This is a genomic window from Stieleria mannarensis, from assembly GCF_014154935.1.
Lineage (GTDB): Bacteria > Planctomycetota > Planctomycetia > Pirellulales > Pirellulaceae > Stieleria > Stieleria mannarensis.
The window spans coordinates 118,197-137,089 of record NZ_JACEHH010000013.1; the positions used below are offsets into that span (position 1 = coordinate 118,197).

Annotated in this window: 1 protein-coding gene; it reads left to right on the top strand. The window is 61.0% G+C overall.

What is annotated here, in order from left to right; all coding sequences use genetic code 11:
• The first annotated feature begins 97 nt into the window (after positions 1 to 97).
• Positions 98 to 18,718 (top strand): tandem-95 repeat protein, encoded by an 18,621-nt coding sequence (locus H1B37_RS11090; RefSeq protein WP_182866720.1) that lies wholly within the window; start codon positions 98 to 100, stop codon positions 18,716 to 18,718.
• Positions 18,719 to 18,893 lie beyond the last annotated feature (175 nt).

Here is an 18,893-nt window from a genome sequence, read left to right on the forward strand (position 1 = left end):
TCCGATTTTTTCGTCGGCGGCCCGGCGCCGACGGCACTCGACGCTGCACTGGTCGAGACAACTTGTTTTATCATTTTTGTTTTTTTGGGATTCCCCGATGAGCTTTCGAAGCCTTGGTAACCGTGTCAGGAACCTCGCCGAGCGACGCCATGATCGGCAGCGTGCGAACAAGCGTTTTCAATCGCGACGAAACCTTGTCCAGCAATTGGAAGACCGCCGCTTGCTGGCCGGGCCGGAACTGATCGCGATCCGTCCTGATTCGGGTGCTCTGCTTCGCGACGGCGATACGCTCAACTCCGCGCCCAGTGAGTTCAATCTGCAGTTCCGCGCCGGTGCGGATATCGATGAAGCTTCGATCACCACCGATTCGATCAAGCTGGTCCGCAGCGGCGGCGACGGAACGTTCGGCGACGGCAACGAAGTCGATGTCGTACTGGGATATGTCGGATTGGAAAACCCGGGAGACAACGATCCGACCAATCTGCAACGAATCGTCTTTCGCACCTCCAGTTCGGCCCCGCACAATGCGACCGATCCGGCCAACGCATTTCCCGACGACACCTACCAGATCCAAGTCTATGGGGCCGGTTCGAGTGTTCTGACCAATCTGGCCGGTGAAGCATTCAACGACGGAAACAACGAATTCACCACCTTCCGACTCGATCGCGGCGCGCAAGTCGTCGCGGTCGTACCGCAGCCGATCAGCTACAACCCGTTGTCGCAGGCGACCGACGAAATCGTCGTGTACTTTGACGATCAACCGCTGGATCCTTCGCAAGTCGAGGATCCCGCGTTCTATCGTCTGGTCAACACCTCCGACACGATCAACCCGGCCGACGATTCGACCTCGCTTCCCGAATCGGTGACTTACGATCCTGCCGCCAACCGCGTGACGTTGAAATTCGCCTCGGCGATCCCCGAAGGCAATTACCGTTTGGACGTCGGTCAGTCCGGTGGCGACAATTCGACCACCGCCACCGCGATTCAGGTTGGTAGCCTAAACGACAGCAACCAGTTCGCCCAAAACGGATTCTTGGGTGACTTCGGTGGCGTCAGCGACAACGCAGCCGATGTCGATTTGTTTCGCGTCCAGCTCAATGCCGGGACGACGCTCAACGTCACCGTGACCCCGCAAGCAGCGGGGCTCAACACGCATCTTCGCGTTCTCGATGCGAACGAAACGCCACTGGACAGCAACATCGCCGGACCGGGCCTGGACAACGTCCTGAGCTTCCCGGTGGGAATCTCCGGTGAGTACTTCTTGGAGATCTCCAGCGCCGACGGTTCGACGGGGTCCTATCGGTTGGCCGCTGGCGTGACCGGCAGCCCGCTTTCGACCGACGATGACAACTCAACGTTCGACACCGCGACCGGTCTGGGGATGCTCGGGGCGGCGGAAGTGAGAATCACGTCGAACATCCGACGCCAACCGATTCCGATTCCGCCGCGGGCCGGCAGCGAAGACGAGCCGGGGCATCGGGTGATCCAACGTGAAGCACACATCGGCGCCATCGGTACGACGCCGAGTCTGCCGGCTTCGACCCGCATCCGGACCTACTACTTCCCCGACACGCTGGGCGTTGATACCAACGGCGATCCCTACATCAACCTGATCACCGAAAAAGAAAAACAGATCATCCGCGAGATCTTCGAGATCTACGCGAAACTCTCCGGATACGAGTTCCGCGAATCGTCGGTGACGGTCCCCTTCGGCGACGATCTGATGATCGGTAAAGGTGACTTCCGCGCGGTCAGCCCGACGCTCGGTCCAAATGACGGAGTCGCGGGTCTGGCGAGCAGCGGATTCGCGTTGGCCAATGGCGCGATTTACGACCAGGCGAATCGATTCTTCGGCGACGGTTTCACGTCCGTCATGTTCCACGAAATCGGTCACTCGCTGGGGCTGGGACACTCCTACGACATCCCGTCGAACATGGGGTCCGGCGTCCCCAACGACGTCTTGCCGGGCGACCACGACGTCGTGCACCTGCAGCGGATCGTGCCGCCCAATTCCACCGACATCGACATGTACCGTTTCTCGCTTTCCGAGGCGGGACGGCTGAAAGCCGAAACGATCGCGGAGCGACTTTCGACGCCCAGCCTGCTGAACACCGCGATGTCGCTCTATCAGGAAATCGACGGCGGCTGGGAACTGATTGCACGTAACGACCAATACTTCGGCGCCGATTCGTTCTTGGATCTCCATCTCGAACCGGGCAACTATGCGATCGGAATCAGCAGCACCGGCAACACGGACTATGACCCCCGTGTCCCGGATTCCGGATTCGGCGGAACGACCGATGGTGCCTATGAACTGAAGCTCTCGTTCGACGCCGAACAGGACGGCGTGCTTGTGGATACCGACGGAACAGCCTTCGACGGTGATGCCGATGGCACCCCCGGCGGCGTTTACTCGTTCTGGTTCCAGTCGAACGATCCCGACACCACGATCTTCGTCGGCAAACAATCCGACTTTGGTCCCAGCCCCGAAGGCGACGGGCGGCTGACGAGCCCCTTTGACAGTATCGAAACCGCGTTGCAGCAGGCCGGAAGCCGGATCGTCGTTCCCCTCGACGCCGTCGGGACGATCAATAACGGCGAACAATTTGTGATCGACGACGGAACCAACGTCGCGACCTTCCGGTTCGGGACGTTGGGAGCCAATCCGGTTGACATCAGCGGTGCCTCCACGGCGGCCGATGTGGCGGCCGCGATTCAAGCCGCCGTGGCGGCGGCCAAAGCCGGTGGCCGGTTGAACACTTCGGTGTCGGTCAGCGTCTCAACCCGCATCGTTCAGTTTGACGGGATCGACACCTTGAACATCGCCGGTTCACCGACGTTGATTTCGACGCCCAACCCGGTTCGCATCCTGGCCAACGGCGGAGACGACGGGGATCTTACGACGGCGTTGGACAACCGGCCCTACTTGGTCGGTCAGAGCACCTCCGGAGCCCCGCTCGACGACGGCGCGGAATTCTTGGTTCCGCAAGGCGTGAACGTGATGATCGAGGCCGGCGCGTTGTTCAAGATGCGCCGCGCCAACATCGATGCCGGTTCGTCTTCGGCCAACATCAGCCGCAGCAATTCATCGATCCAAGTCTTGGGGACGCCGGAACATTCGGTGCTGTTCCGGTCCTATCACAACGACGCATTCGGCGGCGATTCCGATGGCGTCGGCCCCAGCGTTTCCCCGGGTGACTTCGGTGGAATCGTCTTCCGCGGTGATTCGGATCTGGACGCCTTCGGCAGCTATCTGAACTACGTCAACCACGCGGACATCGACAACGGCGGCGGCAACGTCTTTGTCGACGCCAACGAATTGCCCTTCGCGCCGATCTACATCACCGATGCCCGTCCGACGGTTTCCTTCAACCGGATCACCAACGCAAAAAGTCCCGCGATTTCGGCCAGCCCGGATGCGTTCGATGATTCCAACGGACGGATCGGTCCCGACGTCGCCGGGAACTACCTCGAAGACAACGCGGTCAACGGCTTGTTCATCCGAGTCAAGACTCCGCTGGGATCGACGATCGACAAGTTGGACGTTTCGGGTCGCTTCGACGACGCGGACATCCCCCACGTCCTGAGCGAAAACCTGATCATCTCCGGTGCCGCGGGCGGACCGATCCTGACGCCCTCGCGGCAACTGCTCGCGCGTGCCTCGGGCCGCCTCGTCGTCGATCCGGGGGTCATCGTCAAACTGGACCTCTCACGGATCGAAGTCGAACGTGGCGGCGGCGCCTTGATCGCCGAAGGCACCCTGGACCGTCCGGTGATCTTCACCTCCATTTCCGACGACCGCTACGGCGGCAGCGGGACATTCAACTCGGACCCGACCAGCAACCCGGTCCCGGCCCCCGCCGATTGGGGCGGACTGTACTTCGGCCAAGCGACTTCGGGCAGCATCGACAATGCGTTGATCGCTTACGGCGGCGGCAGCACGTCTCTGGAAGGCGGTGCGGCGCCGTTCAACGCCATCGAAATTCATCAGGCGGACGTTCGGATCGCGAACAGCCTGCTGCAATCCAATGCCGGCGGCGGAGGCGGCGGACAACGCAACGGACGCGGCGGACACTCCGATGCGGTCATTTACGTCCGTGGCGCACAACCGATCATTCTCGACAACACGATCGTCGACAACGACGGACCGGCGATCAACATCAATGCCAACGCGATGCGTTTCGAAACGCAACGCGACTCCGGACGCAGCACCGGGCGGATCGATCGCTATTCGCTCTTTGACGACAACCGGGGGCCGCTCGTCCGGCTGAATGAACTGGACGACAACTCGATCAATGGGATGCAGATCCGCGGCGAAGTCCTGACCACCGAGACGGTCTGGGACGACACCGACATGGTCCATGTGATCGCCGGTGAAGTCGTCGTCGGCAATCATCACACCTACAGCGGCCTGACGCTGCAAAGCAGCAACTCCGAAAGTCTGGTCGTCAAAGCGACCAACGGATCGAACGGGTTCACCGCGACCGGAAAGCCGCAAGAGATCATTGATCGCATCGGCGGTACCATCCACATTCTGGGAACGCCCGGTCACCCGGTCGTCTTGACCTCGCTGTCGGATGACACGGTCGGCGCCGGCTTCACCCCCAACGGCGATCTGAACAGCAATACGAACAATTCGGCCAATCCCACGATCGGTACTCCGGGGCAGTGGCGCGGGTTGTTGTTCGACGAATTCAGCAACGACCGGAACGTCGCCATCGTGCGCGAGGCGGAAAACCCGCTGACCAACGGTAACGACGTCAACGGTAATCACGTCGTCGCCCAGAACCTCGGTGTGATCGCGCCGGACCAGAAGAGTGGCGACGAGAATCGCCGACTCGGTTTCGTCGTCAAAGGCTACATCAGCCCGACCGATGCCGACGACGTCGACGTTTACAGTTTCAACGGCACCGCGGGAACGGAAGTTTGGATCGACATCGATCGCACCGACACCAATCTCGATGCGATCGTCGAAGTCATCAACGCGGCCGGCACCGTCCTTGCGCGATCGGTCGGCTCCGGAGTCAACGACCCGGGGAATCTCAACGACGATACGCTGACCAAGAACCCGCTGCTGGGCGGGGACCACTACACGCAAAACTTCCGTGACCCCGGATTCCGATACGTGCTGCCCGGAACGCCCGGGCAGACCGGGACGTACTTCGTTCGCGTCCGCAGCAACCCCGCATCACTCGGTGACGTGACCGCGCTGGCCGGTGAAAGCCGTGGCGAATACCAGTTGCAACTTCGACTCGACCAGGTGCAAGAGTTCGCGGGATCGACGGTTCGGTTTGCCGACATCCGCTTCGCCGAAACCGGAATCGATGTGCGCGGTCTGCCCGCACACAGCCCGTTGATCGGTGAAGCCGGTGAAACGAACGCCAACAACAACACGTTCACTCAGGCGCAGCAGTTGGTCAACCTGTTGGAAACCGACGTCGCCGCGTTGGGGATTTCCGGCAACATTTCCAATGAGACCGACGCCGATTGGTATCGCTTCAGCCTTGAACAGACCGGGGTCCAGGTCATTGCGGGGGTCAACGACAGTCCCGGAACGATCGCGGTCGTGCTGGACCTGGATTACTCCGACAAAGCCGTCCGCGCCGACACCACCGTCGCGGTGTTCGACGAAGACGGCAACCTGGTGTTTATCGGACGTGAGTCGAATGTCGAAGACGACCGCAACGCCTCGGCCGACGGCAGCATCGACGATCTGAGCCGGGGGTCGTTGGGAACCAAGGACGCGTACATCGGTCCGATTCACCTGACGCCGGGCGGCGATTTCTATGTCGCCGTGATGAGCGACCGCTTGCTGCCGACGGCGTTGACCGGAATCTTCCAAGCCAACCCGGCCAACGCCGGCAACGGCCTGGTTCGTCTCGAACCGGTCAATTCGGTGTCGCGGATCGTCGAAGACCACCTCGGATTCCAGGGTTACTCGTCACGCGGAATCCCGATCTTTCCCGAGACGCCGCAAGGGCTGTTCGACATCAACACGCTGGCCGGCGTTGGCATGAACGTCAAACCGTTTACGCTGCAGGACGTCGCGTTGTACGTGGCCACCGACGAGCGGGAAAACGACGACAGCAACCGCAACAGCGACCACCTGTATACCGTCGATGCATTCCAGAGTTCTCGCTGGCTGACTCGGGTCTCCGATGGCGGCGGGATCAACGGCGGTGTCAATGACGTTCAAGACGTGGTGATTCGAACCGATGGCCGAATGTACGGCTATCAACGACTCAATGACAATACGTCCAGCGTCGGTGCATTGGTCAGCATCGATCCGGAAACCGGCAACATCACGCCCGTCGGCAACGACAATATCAACGGGCAGACCCCCACCCCGAATACATCGTCGTATTCTAACCAGATCCAAGACAATATCAGTCGCACCCGACGTGCCGATCAGTTCACGACCTCCGATGAAGTCGACGCGTTGACCTTCCGACGGGTCGGCACGACCGGTCCGGCGGCGGCACCGACGCCGATTTATGACGTCTACTACGCTGTCCGAGAGTCGGACACGTCGTCGAAGTTGTATCTGGCGACCGAGAGCGGTGACGCGACCTTGACCCTGAATGCCCGAAACACTTACGGGGTCAAGGGAGACATTCAGCCGGCCGATGTCAACTACCAGACTTACAGTCTGACCGTTCGCGGCACCCCGCCGGCCAACGGCGCCACTCCCCAAACCACGATCCGGCTGAAATCCAAGGTCGCCGGTCTGGCCGGTGCATTTGATCTGGTGATCAACCCCAATCGCCCCAACAACACCAACGCCGTTGTCAACGTAACGGGCAATACGATCATTCTGACGCTCGGCGGCACGGGAGGCCCCCCGATCACCGGAGCGCCGACGGCCCAAGCCATCGTCGATGAGATCAACAACGACCCGGCCGCCAGCCGACTGGTCACCGCGGTGATCTACAGCGGCAACGCGGACAACCGTGGCAACGGTGCGACCGGAACGCCGGCGATCACCACCAGTGCGGTCTTGACGACCGCCGCCAGCGACGGCGCCGACGGGCCTCTGGCCGGTCGCGTGACCGGTCTGTCGTTCTCGAACTTCTTCGGCACCGGAAACCTGTACGGTGTGACCGACGCCGGTGAGTTCCTGGAAATCAATCCCAACACCGGTGATGTGATCAATCGAGTCGACGCGACCAATGCGATCGGCGAGCCCGACCTGGAATTCCAAGGTCTCACTCTCGGCCCTCAAAACCTCGAAGGCGGCGCGTACAAGAACGTTTTGTTTGCGGTCACCTCCCGCGGGCAACTGGTCGCCTTTGACACTTCCGGAAACGGATTCGTGGCCTTCGAATCCGGCGGCGCGGCTCAGTTGCTGACCACCGGCGCAGGCCCCGATGGTGGTTTCTTTACTTTGACGACCGACGCGGGCGTATTCGGGCGGCAAACGACCGATCCGATCGCGTCCGACGCCCCGTCGTACCTGAGCGTGAACGAAACACAGACCATCAACACGACCGGATCCGGCAGCGGCGGAACCTTCACGTTGTCGATGGTCGTCGATCAAGGTGCCGTCACCAGTCCGGCGTTTGATCTCGATGCCACGCAAACGTTGATCACGGTCCAAGACGCGTCCGATTTCCCGGCCACCCCGTTCAACATCCAGATCGGAACCGAACAGATGCGCGTCGATTCGGCCACGGGCAATGCATGGACGGTGACCCGTGGGATCAATGGAACGTTTGCAACGGCGCACGCCGACACCGCGACGGTGTTCGAAAAGGTGACATCGTTGACCACCAGCTCCCTGTCGCTTCCCAACGGTGACTTCCTGTCGGCTGCTATCAACGACACGACGTTGACGATTCCCGTCTTTGACGCGAGTGCGTTTCCGGCAGTGCCGTTTACGATTCGTATCCAAGACGAGGAGATGCAAGTCAACTTCGTCGACACGATCGCCAACGAGCTGACCGTGGACCAGCGGGGCGACAACGGAACATCGGCGGCGCACCACAGCAACTTCAGGAGCGTCACGATCGTCTCGGAAACGTTGACCGTTCTCGATGCGACACCGTTCCCTTCATCCGGTGGGTTCAACATTCGGATCGGTGGCGAAGACTTGCGAGTCACCGGTGTCGTTCCGAACCCGGGTGATGCCGGTGCCGAATTCACCGTGATTCGCGGAGCCAACGGAACGTTGCCGGGGACTCACGCCTTCGGTTCCGACGTGGCGCGGGTCGACACGACCACGCCGATTCCCTACAACGCACCGAACTTCCAAATTCGCTCGGCGATTGCGGCACTTCCCGTCGTCGGCGGGCTGGGGAACGTCATCGTCAGCGGCGGTCCGTTGAACGGTTTGGCCGTTTCCAACCCGGTCAACATTGAGTTTGTCGGCAGCCTGGCGGCCAAGGACTTGCCCCTGTTGACCGCCGATGAAACCGGACTGGTCGGAGACGAGATTCAACAAATCTCACTCGACCCGAATGTCAACGCCGGCGATTTCGCTCTCAGCTTCCGCGGCGCGACGACCGCGGCGCTGGCCTGGGACGCATCAGCGAGTGATGTGCAGACGGCGTTGGAGAACCTGGTGACGATCGGCCCCGGCAATGTGATCGTGACCGGATCGACGCTCGCTGCGGGAGCGCTGAGCGTCCGATTCACCGGCGATCTTCAGGATCAGAATGTGTCGCTGCTAACCGTGCCGGCGGCAACCGAGAACCTGCTGCAAAATGAGATTCAGCAGTTCAACGTGACCGGCGGTCCCAACGGCGGGAGCTTCACCCTGGAATTGGCTTCCGGTCCCGTCACAGGCGTCTCCGCTCCGATCGCCTGGGATGCCCCCGCCGCCGCGGTCCAGGCCGCTTTGGAACAAGGGATTCCCGCACTCAACGGCAACATTATCGTCACCGGAACCGGCGCCCTGCCCGGCGGCACGATCAATATCGAATTCACCGGGACGTACGCCAGCACCGATATCGCCCAGTTCATTTTCAACAACGCGTTGACCGGTGGCACGGCGCCGACGATCGTCGTGACGACGGTTCAGACGACCAATGCCCCGTCGCCGTCGATTGTCGAGACGCGGGCCGGGATCTCCGTCGACGTGCCGATCGCCCCCGGCACCGATGGCATCTTGAGCGTCCGTGACGCACTGATCGGTTTGCCGACCTTTAACCCGGCCGACGTCAAAGCCGCCGGAGTCTTGAATCCCCCGGGTAACGGTGTGCTGTTGAACTTCGTCGGCCAATACGCCGGTGTCGATCTGTCACTGCTGGAAATCGACAACTCGCTGAACCTGCCCTCCACCGCCGCCGACATCAGCCTGCAGGCCGCCGTCGGCTCGGGCGTCGCCGGCAGCTTCATCATGGACGTTTCCGGACTCAACACCAACGGCGCCGACGCCATCGGTTTGGCGTTCTCGCCGCTGGACTTTAACCTTTGGCACCCGACGACGCTCCGTGCGACCGATGACGGCCATGGCATCAATGAAGCCGAAGACGATACTCGCGTGCCGAGCGATGCCGACGAGTTTTACGACACCCCGGGAAGCTTCCGCGAATTCGACCAAAGCCAAGGCGGTGTCAGTTACCAGTTCGGCCTGGAGCAATGGGTGCTCAACCAGAATTCGAACTCGCAGCACTACTTGCAATACCTGCCGGGCGTGAACGCCCAGTACGGGATCCTGACCACCGAATTCCACGCCGACTTGAGTAGCAACCCGGAGATCGTCGGCGACTTCGGCAACGGCGTTCAAGGCTCCTACAACCTGCCCGCCGGCGGATACGGAACTTTGGAAACCGGCTCGTTCAACCTGAACGGAACGGTCCCTGCCGATCGGCCGACGTTGTACTTCAGCTACTTCCTGGAAACCGAAGGAGACGACGGATCGAACCTTGATAACGATGACGACGATCCGTTCCGCGACAGCGCCCGAGTGTTTATTTCGGCCGACGGAGGAGCCTCCTGGGATTTGCTGGCTTCGAACAACTCGCAGCTCAGCGCCGCCGACCCGACCGACGGACCGGGGACCGCGGAATTGCCCGGATTCCTTTCGCATCTCTCCGACGCCGGACGCAATAGCGGCACGCCGCGGGCAGACAGCCAGCAAGTGGTTCAGGAATTGTTCGACAACACCGGACAGTGGCGACAAGCTCGCGTCGACCTCTCGCAGTACGCCGGGTTGACCGGATTGATGCTGCGGATCGACTTCAGCTCGGCCGGTTCGGTCAACGATTCGACCCTCGGACGAATCGACACCGAGTACGATCCGAACAATGCGACCGACGTGGCCGAGTTTGGTGAGTACGTCGCCAGAGGCTCGGAGCCGCGTTCGATCCGCAGCTTGGACAACCAGCACCAGGGCTTCTTCGTCGACGATTTCATCATCGGCTACGCCGAACGCGGTGAAATGGTCACGGGCACCAACGGGGATGCGGGACTGACGAACCTGTTTGCCGGGGGCGCACGGACTCGCGACAACGACCCGGAACAGTTCCCAGACGTTCTCAACGGACCGTATCAATTAGAAATTCGTCGTACCGACGAACACGTCGTGCTGACTCCCGACGGACCGGTGGTCGGAGTGATTTTCGACACCAACGACCGGCATGTCGACGAAGCGACCGAAACGGCATTCCTGTCGTTCGAGCCGGCGACGTTTGTTCCCGACCTGACGCCGCAAGACACCAGCGTTTTGGGAGGATTCACCGCCGCCGAAATCGATCCCTGGTCGGTCACCGCGACCAATCCCGACATCGGAGCGCAAAGTCTGGAATCGGGCCCGTTGGGAACCAACCGGGTTTCGATCTTCGAAGTCACTCGTGCCGAACTCGGATCAACCACCAGTTCCGGCGGTGTGATTCGATTCGCCTACGACGTAAATTCCGCGCTCGATACACACGGTTTGCGATTCCTGATCGACGGCGTGCCGCAGCGACTGGTCAACCACTCGGGCGAGGAAGACGATCACGATCCGACGCTGGCCTCCGGCGTGACCGGTTATGTCACCGCCGAGTTCACTTTCGGTTCGGGCAATCCGACCTTCACCTGGGTCTATGACTTCACCGACACCGCACCGGCCGCAGGCGACAACCGGGCGTTTATCGACAACGTCCAGCTGTTGCAAGGCGGGACGGGGCTGCTGGCCGATCGCAACCGCGAACGAGCCCAGGGCAATCTGATCCTCGATTCGAACTTCATCAGCGATTCGTCTGTTCGCGGCATCAACGTCCAGCCCGGCGCGACCCAGGCCGGAGGAAGCGTCCCGCACCCGGGGTCGACGATCAATTTCCCGCAGCTCAACACCGAGCGACTCGTTCCCGGGGTGGTGATCCAAAACAATGTGATTTCGGGATCCTCGGGGATCCGGTTCGCCGGCGAAAACAATTCCGTCCCGCAGCGTCCAGTTCCTTTCGGCCGATTGATCAATAACACCTTGGTCGGCGGCGGTCGCTCCGGAACGGGGATCGAGATCGTCGGCCTGGCAAGTCCCACGTTGATGAACAATCTGATCACCGATTTCAACGTCGGCATCAGCAACGGCGGGACGGGGACGGTGATCCGCTCCAACTTCTTCCAAGACAACACCAACAACGGCAGCACGGGAACGGCGTCGATCATCGCCCCGGACACGGCACCCTTGTTCGTCGATGCGGCCGCCGGGAATTACTATCTCGTCGACGCGTCGACCGCCCGGGACAGTTCTCAGAACACCGAACAGGACCGTCTGAACTACCTGACCTTCAAAACCGAATTGGGCATTCCCGCTTCGCCGATCAACGCACCGCTGCGAGACGCGTTCGGGCAACTCCGAGTCGACCCGAACGCGTCGGCCCTCGGTGACCGAGGCGCGCTGGAAGATACCGATATCGATTCGCCCTACGCGGTGATTCTGAACCCGATCGACAACGATTCCGAAGGCAATGATCGCGACCCGAGTGATACGGTCATCTGGGTCACCGATCCGCTGCTGGAAAACTTCACATTCTTCCTCGGTGACGGACGTGATCCGAATTCGCCCTTCGAGGGCACCGGTGTCGACGGCTTGACCGTGGACGATCCGAATGACGACACGATCTCGGATCAGGCCATCGAGGTCACCCAAGATGGCGTGCCGCTCATCCAGGGCGAGGACTACATCGTGGGCTACAACGAGCTGAGCGGCATTCTGCGTTTGACTCCGCTTTCGACCCTGTGGGAACCGTCCAGCGTCTACATCGTCAACTTCAACAATCAATTGATCGCCGACCGGGCGGGGAATCTGTTGCGGTCCAACCAACGCAACGGTGACACCCGATTCACGATCATCATCCCCGACGTCGAAATCGACTTCGGTGACGCGCCGGACACCTACCGAACGCTGCTGGCGAGCGACGGCCCGCGTCACGTGATCAGCCAAACCGGATTGCCGGCGTTGGGGACGTTCGTCGACGGTGACGATGACGGAAACCCATCGGCCGGTGCCGACGGCGACGATTTGACAGGCGTCGCAGGGGACGACGATGGATTGTACGTCGGTGCGTTCCAAGGGACGACGACGACCACCGAAGGCTTGTTCTTGGCCGACGGTGTGCCATCGCCGACGATGGACGCCGCAGACGTCATCGCCTTCCTGGACCGTAACGACCGCGCCGGTGCCGTGCTGCCGATCGCCGTCAGCGGAACCGGAAAACTGGACATCTGGGTCGACTTCAATCGCGACGGCGATTTCCTGGACCAAGGTGAAAAAGTCGCCTCCGGACTGGACGTCGTCGATGGGGTGAACAACGTCCGCGTGTTCACACCGGCCAACGCCGCCACCGGGCTCACCTACGCCCGCGTCCGCCTCTCTCCCGAAGGCAGTTTCGATCCCTTCGGATTGGCGATCGGGGGTGAAGTCGAAGATTACCGCGTCAACGTCGTCGACATCTCCGAACCGGTGCCGGTGAAAGATTCCTACACGGTCAACGAAGACGAAGTGTTGGTGGTCGACGGAACTGCGGGCAGCCAGCCGACGCTGTTGGCCAACGACACGCTGCCGGGAGACGACTTCGTGAACGAAAGGGTCGTCATCGACCTGCCGCTCAAGGACGGGACGACAGACACCTATGAAACGACTTGGGGTGAGGTCCGCTTGGATGACGCCTCGTTGGGGCTGTTCACCTACACGCCGAATTCCGACTACCACGGACCGGATTCGTTCCGCTATCGGGTCAGCAAGCAACGCAACGATGGACCCGAAGCCGACGCGGCGGGAATCTTCGTGACCGTCACCATCGACGTCGCGCCGGTCAACGACGCGCCTCGTGCCAGCGACGACATCAATCTGGCCGCGCTCGAATACCAACCCGGCGAAGGGAATCTTCCTCAAGAATTCCTCGCATCTGATTTGCTCGCCGATGCGGTCGCCGACCAGGACATCATGATCGACCAATCGCCGTGGAACGAATCGAACCAGATTCTGAAGGTGATCTCGATCACGGTGACAACCACGACGGGCGATGTGACCCTCACCGACAACGGACAATCCGCGACGACCTTGCTGGGCGGAACGATCTCAGCCGACTTCGTGACCGAACCGGTTGATCCGAACGACGCAACTTCACCGGTCAAGACCTTCATCACCAAGGTCTACTACCAAGGTGCCGACTACTTCAACAGCGACAACTTGCGGGCCGACAGCGACCCGCGAATTTTGGACACGTTCTCCTTCACCATCGAAGATGACGGTCGCTCGCTCGATCAGAACGGCGACCCCGTCGCCGGAACGCCGCTGAGTGATGATGCCCAAGCGAACATTCTGGTCGCACCGCGAAACAGCGATCCGCTGTTGTCATCGGACTTGGTTTCGACTGCCAACGATCGCTACAACAACTTCTATCTGGATCAGAGTTTGGAGGTTCCGGTCCCGACCGAAGACAACGAGTTGACGATCCCCGCCGCGTTCCTGTTGGGCAATGATGCTGCCGGGGCGTCCGCCGCCGCCGATGAAAATCAAGGCGTCAATGGAAACGACGGAGCGCTCGAGATCATTTCGGTTTCGATGGATCCCCAATTCGGCACCGTGGCGATCGATCCGGTGACAGGCGACGTCGTGTTCACTCCGGCCGCTAATATCTACGGCCAGGTCGAGTTCACCTATGAAGTCCAGGACATGGGCGTCGACGAGGAACTCGACGGAACCCGCAACGTGGTCCCGAGGACCAGTACGGTCACCAGCACGATCTTTGTCGAACCGGTCAATGACGCTCCGGTCGCCTATGATCGGGCATTGGGAATGACCGAAGCGGTCGAACCCGCCGGTCCGGCCGTGCTGACCTTCACCGCCGATGATTTGCTGGACGGTGTCAGCCCGATCACGGATTCACCGATCACCACCACTGCCGATTCGATCACGCTGGTCGATGGAAGCGAGTTGGTTGACGGGCAAACGCTGGTCATCACCGACATCAACGGTCAACCGACCGTGGTCGAACTGAGCACCTCGACGACGGCGTCGATCGGGACCGATTTGTTGTTGACCTATTCGACGTCGGATCTGGCCGATGATCTGGCGACCGGTCTGGCCACACTGCTGGCCAACGCCGGACTGACGGGCGTCGCGTCGGGACCGACGGTCACCCTGGTCGACACGACTTCCATTGTCGTGACGGAACTGGCCAATGTTCCGGGCGACTTCGATGTCAACCTGGGATCACCGTACGACGAGAGCGAACAAGCCATTCGCATCGTGTCGTTCACCACTCCGGCCGGAAATGTGACGGTCGCCAGCGACTTCACCGGAACCGAAACGTTGGCGACACCCGAAGGCGGGCTGCTGACGTTGAACTTCGTCGACGGGGCGTTTACCGACGGCACCTATCAGCCGGCGGTCGACTACAACCGTTTGTCACCGTTCCAACCGTTCGACCAGTTCACCTATGGCGTTGTCGACGACGGTCAAACCACCTTGCCGATCTCCCAGACCGTGCGAAGCTTGGCAGAAGAACCGAGTGTTCAGGAAGCCACGGTCACGATCACGGTCGAACCGGCAAACGATTCCCCGTTCATCGAGAATGTCGATTCGGTCGACGTGCCGGAGGATCCGAGTCCGGCACAGGCGACGATCAATAACGTGTTCACCACGGTCCTGCCCGGGCCGCTGACCGCCCAGGACGAGCTGCAAGACCAGGGGCGTCCGACGGTCGACCCTCTGACCGGGATCCAGGTGACCGATCCCGACGGCGTGATGGCCGATCTTCCGATCGTCACCGCCGCCGGCGGTCTGACCGTGTTCCCGAATGCGAATACGGTCGGCGAAGTCATCTATGTGTTCACGTTCACCGACGACCACCCGACGGATGCGAAATCGACCGACGTCACCGTGACCGTCAACGTTCGCCCGGTCAACGACCCGCCGCAGTTCAACCCCGACGTCACCGGCACGTCGGATAACAACGGTGCCGACGACCAGTATGCGGTCGCCGAGGTGATCGATCCGAACACCAACGAAATCATTGACGGGACGATCACGTACACGTTGAAAGAGGACAACACCCAGGCCAACGGGGACGTCGGAACGCCGTTCTTCATTCCGCTTCGACGAGACCCCAACGCCAGCGGTTACAACCGCGTCGGCTTGCTGGACGTCTTTGTGGTCGGACCGGACAACGAGGCCGATCCGAATGCCGAAGGCGGCAATCAAACGTTGTCGCTGGACCAAATTCCGACCCGCACCGATCTGGGCGGGACGTTGACCCTGGGCGTCGATGGGTTCGGCAACCCCGGAGTCTTTTACACCCCACCGGTCAATTACAACGCGAACATCGGTCCGGTCGACTCGTTCTCCTACACCGTGATCGATGACGGCACCACTCACGGGGGCGGAGGCGTCACGGCGGATCCGCAAACGTCAGCCAATTTCGTCCGCTTCGTGCTCAACCCGGTCAACGACCGGCCTCAATTCGAGGTCAACCTGTTGCCCGTGGATTTCGGCGACCCGAACAGCCCATTGCGGAGCATCGAAGTGGTCGAAGACAGCGACCCGATCACCTTTGACAACTTCGCCTTCGACATCGAACCGGCCCCGCCGTCGACCGCGTTTGACGAAGTCGATGTGATCAACGGTCAATCCGTTCAGTTCACGGTTTCGCCGCTGTCGTTCGACGCAAGCCTGTCGGGCGACTACTTCACCAGCTTCCCACAAATCACGCCGACCGGGGTGTTGACGTTCCAACCGGCACCGGATGTGTTCGGCAGCTTTGATTTTGAGATCGTGTTGGTCGACGACGGAGCCGATGACTTGGCCCGGGGCGATTTAAACGAATCGAATCCGGTCACGATCACGATCGATGTCCTGCCGCAAAATGATCCCCCGGTGGTCCGCACCGATGTCGATCCGCTGGAATTCTCGATCAACGAGGACGGATCGCTGGACATCTTCAACGTCGGTGTCGGCAACGATCGAGGCCTATTGGATGTGTTTGCGGTGGGGCCGGACAACGAAGGACAAGACTTGACGCCGGGCGGCAATCAAACGCTGCAATTGCAGGAACCGACGCCGGTTCAAACCGCGTTCGGCGGATCGATCACCCAGATCCGCGACGATTTCGGAAACTTGATCGGGCTGCGTTACACGCCGCGACCAAACTTTGTCGGCACCGACTCCTTCATCTACACCGTGACCGACGACGGCACGACGGTGGACATCGGGTCGGGGGGCACCGAACGGGCGGACGCGCGTATCGCAGCCAACTCGGTTTCGATCCTCGTGACGCCGGTCAACAACACGCCACAATACAGTGGTCCGGTCAACGTGATTGTCGACGAAGATGCCGGTGCGGTGACGATCGACGACTGGGCCGTCAATGTCTTGCCCGGGCCGCGAACGGCCCTGGATGAAATCAACACCCAAGACGTGTTCTTCACCGTCACGCAGATCTCCGGCGATCCCAATTTGTTCACTTCGGCACCGGTCGCGGTCGTCGATGGCGATTCGGACACCGCGAGCCTGCAATTCGAAACTGCCGGTGACGCCAACGGCGTGGCCAGTTTCGAAGTCGTGCTGACCGACGTGCCCGCCGATGGAACCCCTGCTGCATCGACGGCACCGCGGACCTTCACGCTGCGGATCAACGCGGTGAATGATCCTCCGACGTTTGACCGCGTGGCCAATCCGGTCACCGTCAATGAGGACAGCGGACCCTACTCACAACCCTGGGCTTCCAACATCAGCCCCGGACCGGCTGACGAGTTGTCGCAAACCGTCCGCTTTGAAGTCTCAACGCCGGTCGATGCGGAAAGCTTGTTCCAGCAAGACCATTTGCCGGCCATTAGCGACGACGGGGTGTTGCGGTTCATTCCTGCGGCCAACGCCAACGGAACCGTCGACTTGACCGTCACCGCGATCGACTCACAGGGCGAATCAAGCGTTCAAGAAGTCTTGCAATTGGTGATCACCGCGGTCAACGATCGACCGACGGCCGTGGCCGATACTGTATCGACCAACGAAGATTCGGTGCTGTCGATCAGCGTGGACGAACTTCTGGACAACGACATCGATCCCGACATCAACAACCCCAGTGATTCGCTGTCGATCATCATGGCCCCCGAGTCCTTTTCGCTCAGCGGAGCACGGGTGCTGTACGACGAAGCGACCGGTGTGATCACTTATGACCCTTCCACCTCGATCGCCTTGCAAGCGTTGACCGAAGGCAGCTCTGGTGTCGACTCGTTCAACTATCGAATCGTTGATTCCCAGGGAGCTCAGAGCAACATTGTGTCGGTTGCCGTGACGGTTGAGGGACGCAACGACGCTCCGGTCGCGCGTCCCGATAATCCGACGCTCAACCCGTCCGGGCCGACGATCATCGAGGTTTTGCAGAATGACACCGATGCCGATGGCGTCCTGGTGCCGACGTCGATCCAGGTCACGCTGCAACCGGCGTTCGGATCACTGTCGATCGATGATGAAGGTGTCGTGACCTACACCGCCTTCCAAAGCTTCGCACTCGAAGACGTGTTCCGCTATCGCGTCGCCGATGACAACGGCGAATATAGCAACGAGGGGTTGGTGACGATCGCGGCCAATGCGGCACCGATCGCTCGCAGAGACCAGGTGTCCACGTTCATCAATGAAACGATCGTGATCAATGTGGCCGCCAACGATGCGGATCCCGATGCGGCGGCGGGAGCCCCCAACCGCGGACTGGATCTGACCTCGATTCAAATCGTCGACTCTCCGCTGAGCGGTGACGTGGTGCCGCTGGGCGACGGAACGATTCGCTACATCCCGGCCGAAGGCTTCCTGGGGATCGACTCCTTCACCTACACGATCGCCGACCTCGCCGGACGCGTCAGCAGTCCCGGAACGGTTCAGGTGCAGGTCACCGGCAGCCGCTTGCAGAATCCAAATCTGAAGCCCGACGTCAACGACGACGGGAACATTTCGCCGATCGACGCGCTGTTGGTGATCAACCACCTGGCCCGACAGTCCTCGGCCAGTATTCCCGTCGAAGACACCGATGCCGGGCCTCCGTACTACGACGTCAACGGCGATAAATTGATTTCGCCGTCGGATGCGCTGGCGGTGATCAACGAACTGGCACGTGGTCAGGCGAACGGCGGGCTTGGAGAGATGGTCGAAGCAGAGCATGTCGTTGCCGTTGCCGATTCCGATCCGGTCGCCCCCGTGATCACCAGCGACATCATCGACCTGTTGGCCGACGAAGATGACGACGAAGACGACCGCATCGATGCCCTCGATGCCGCCTTCGGCGACCTGATCTGATCGGCTGTTTCAGCGGCGGCATTGTAGAACCGCTGTCGCCAGCTGTTCCGGGTGGCCGCTTCGCGGACACCCGGAGACGATCCTCTCAGCCGGGACGGCTGAGGGGGAACAATTGAGACAATGGTTCTACAATGTAGAACCGCTGTCGCCAGCTGTTCCGGGTGGCCGCTTCGCG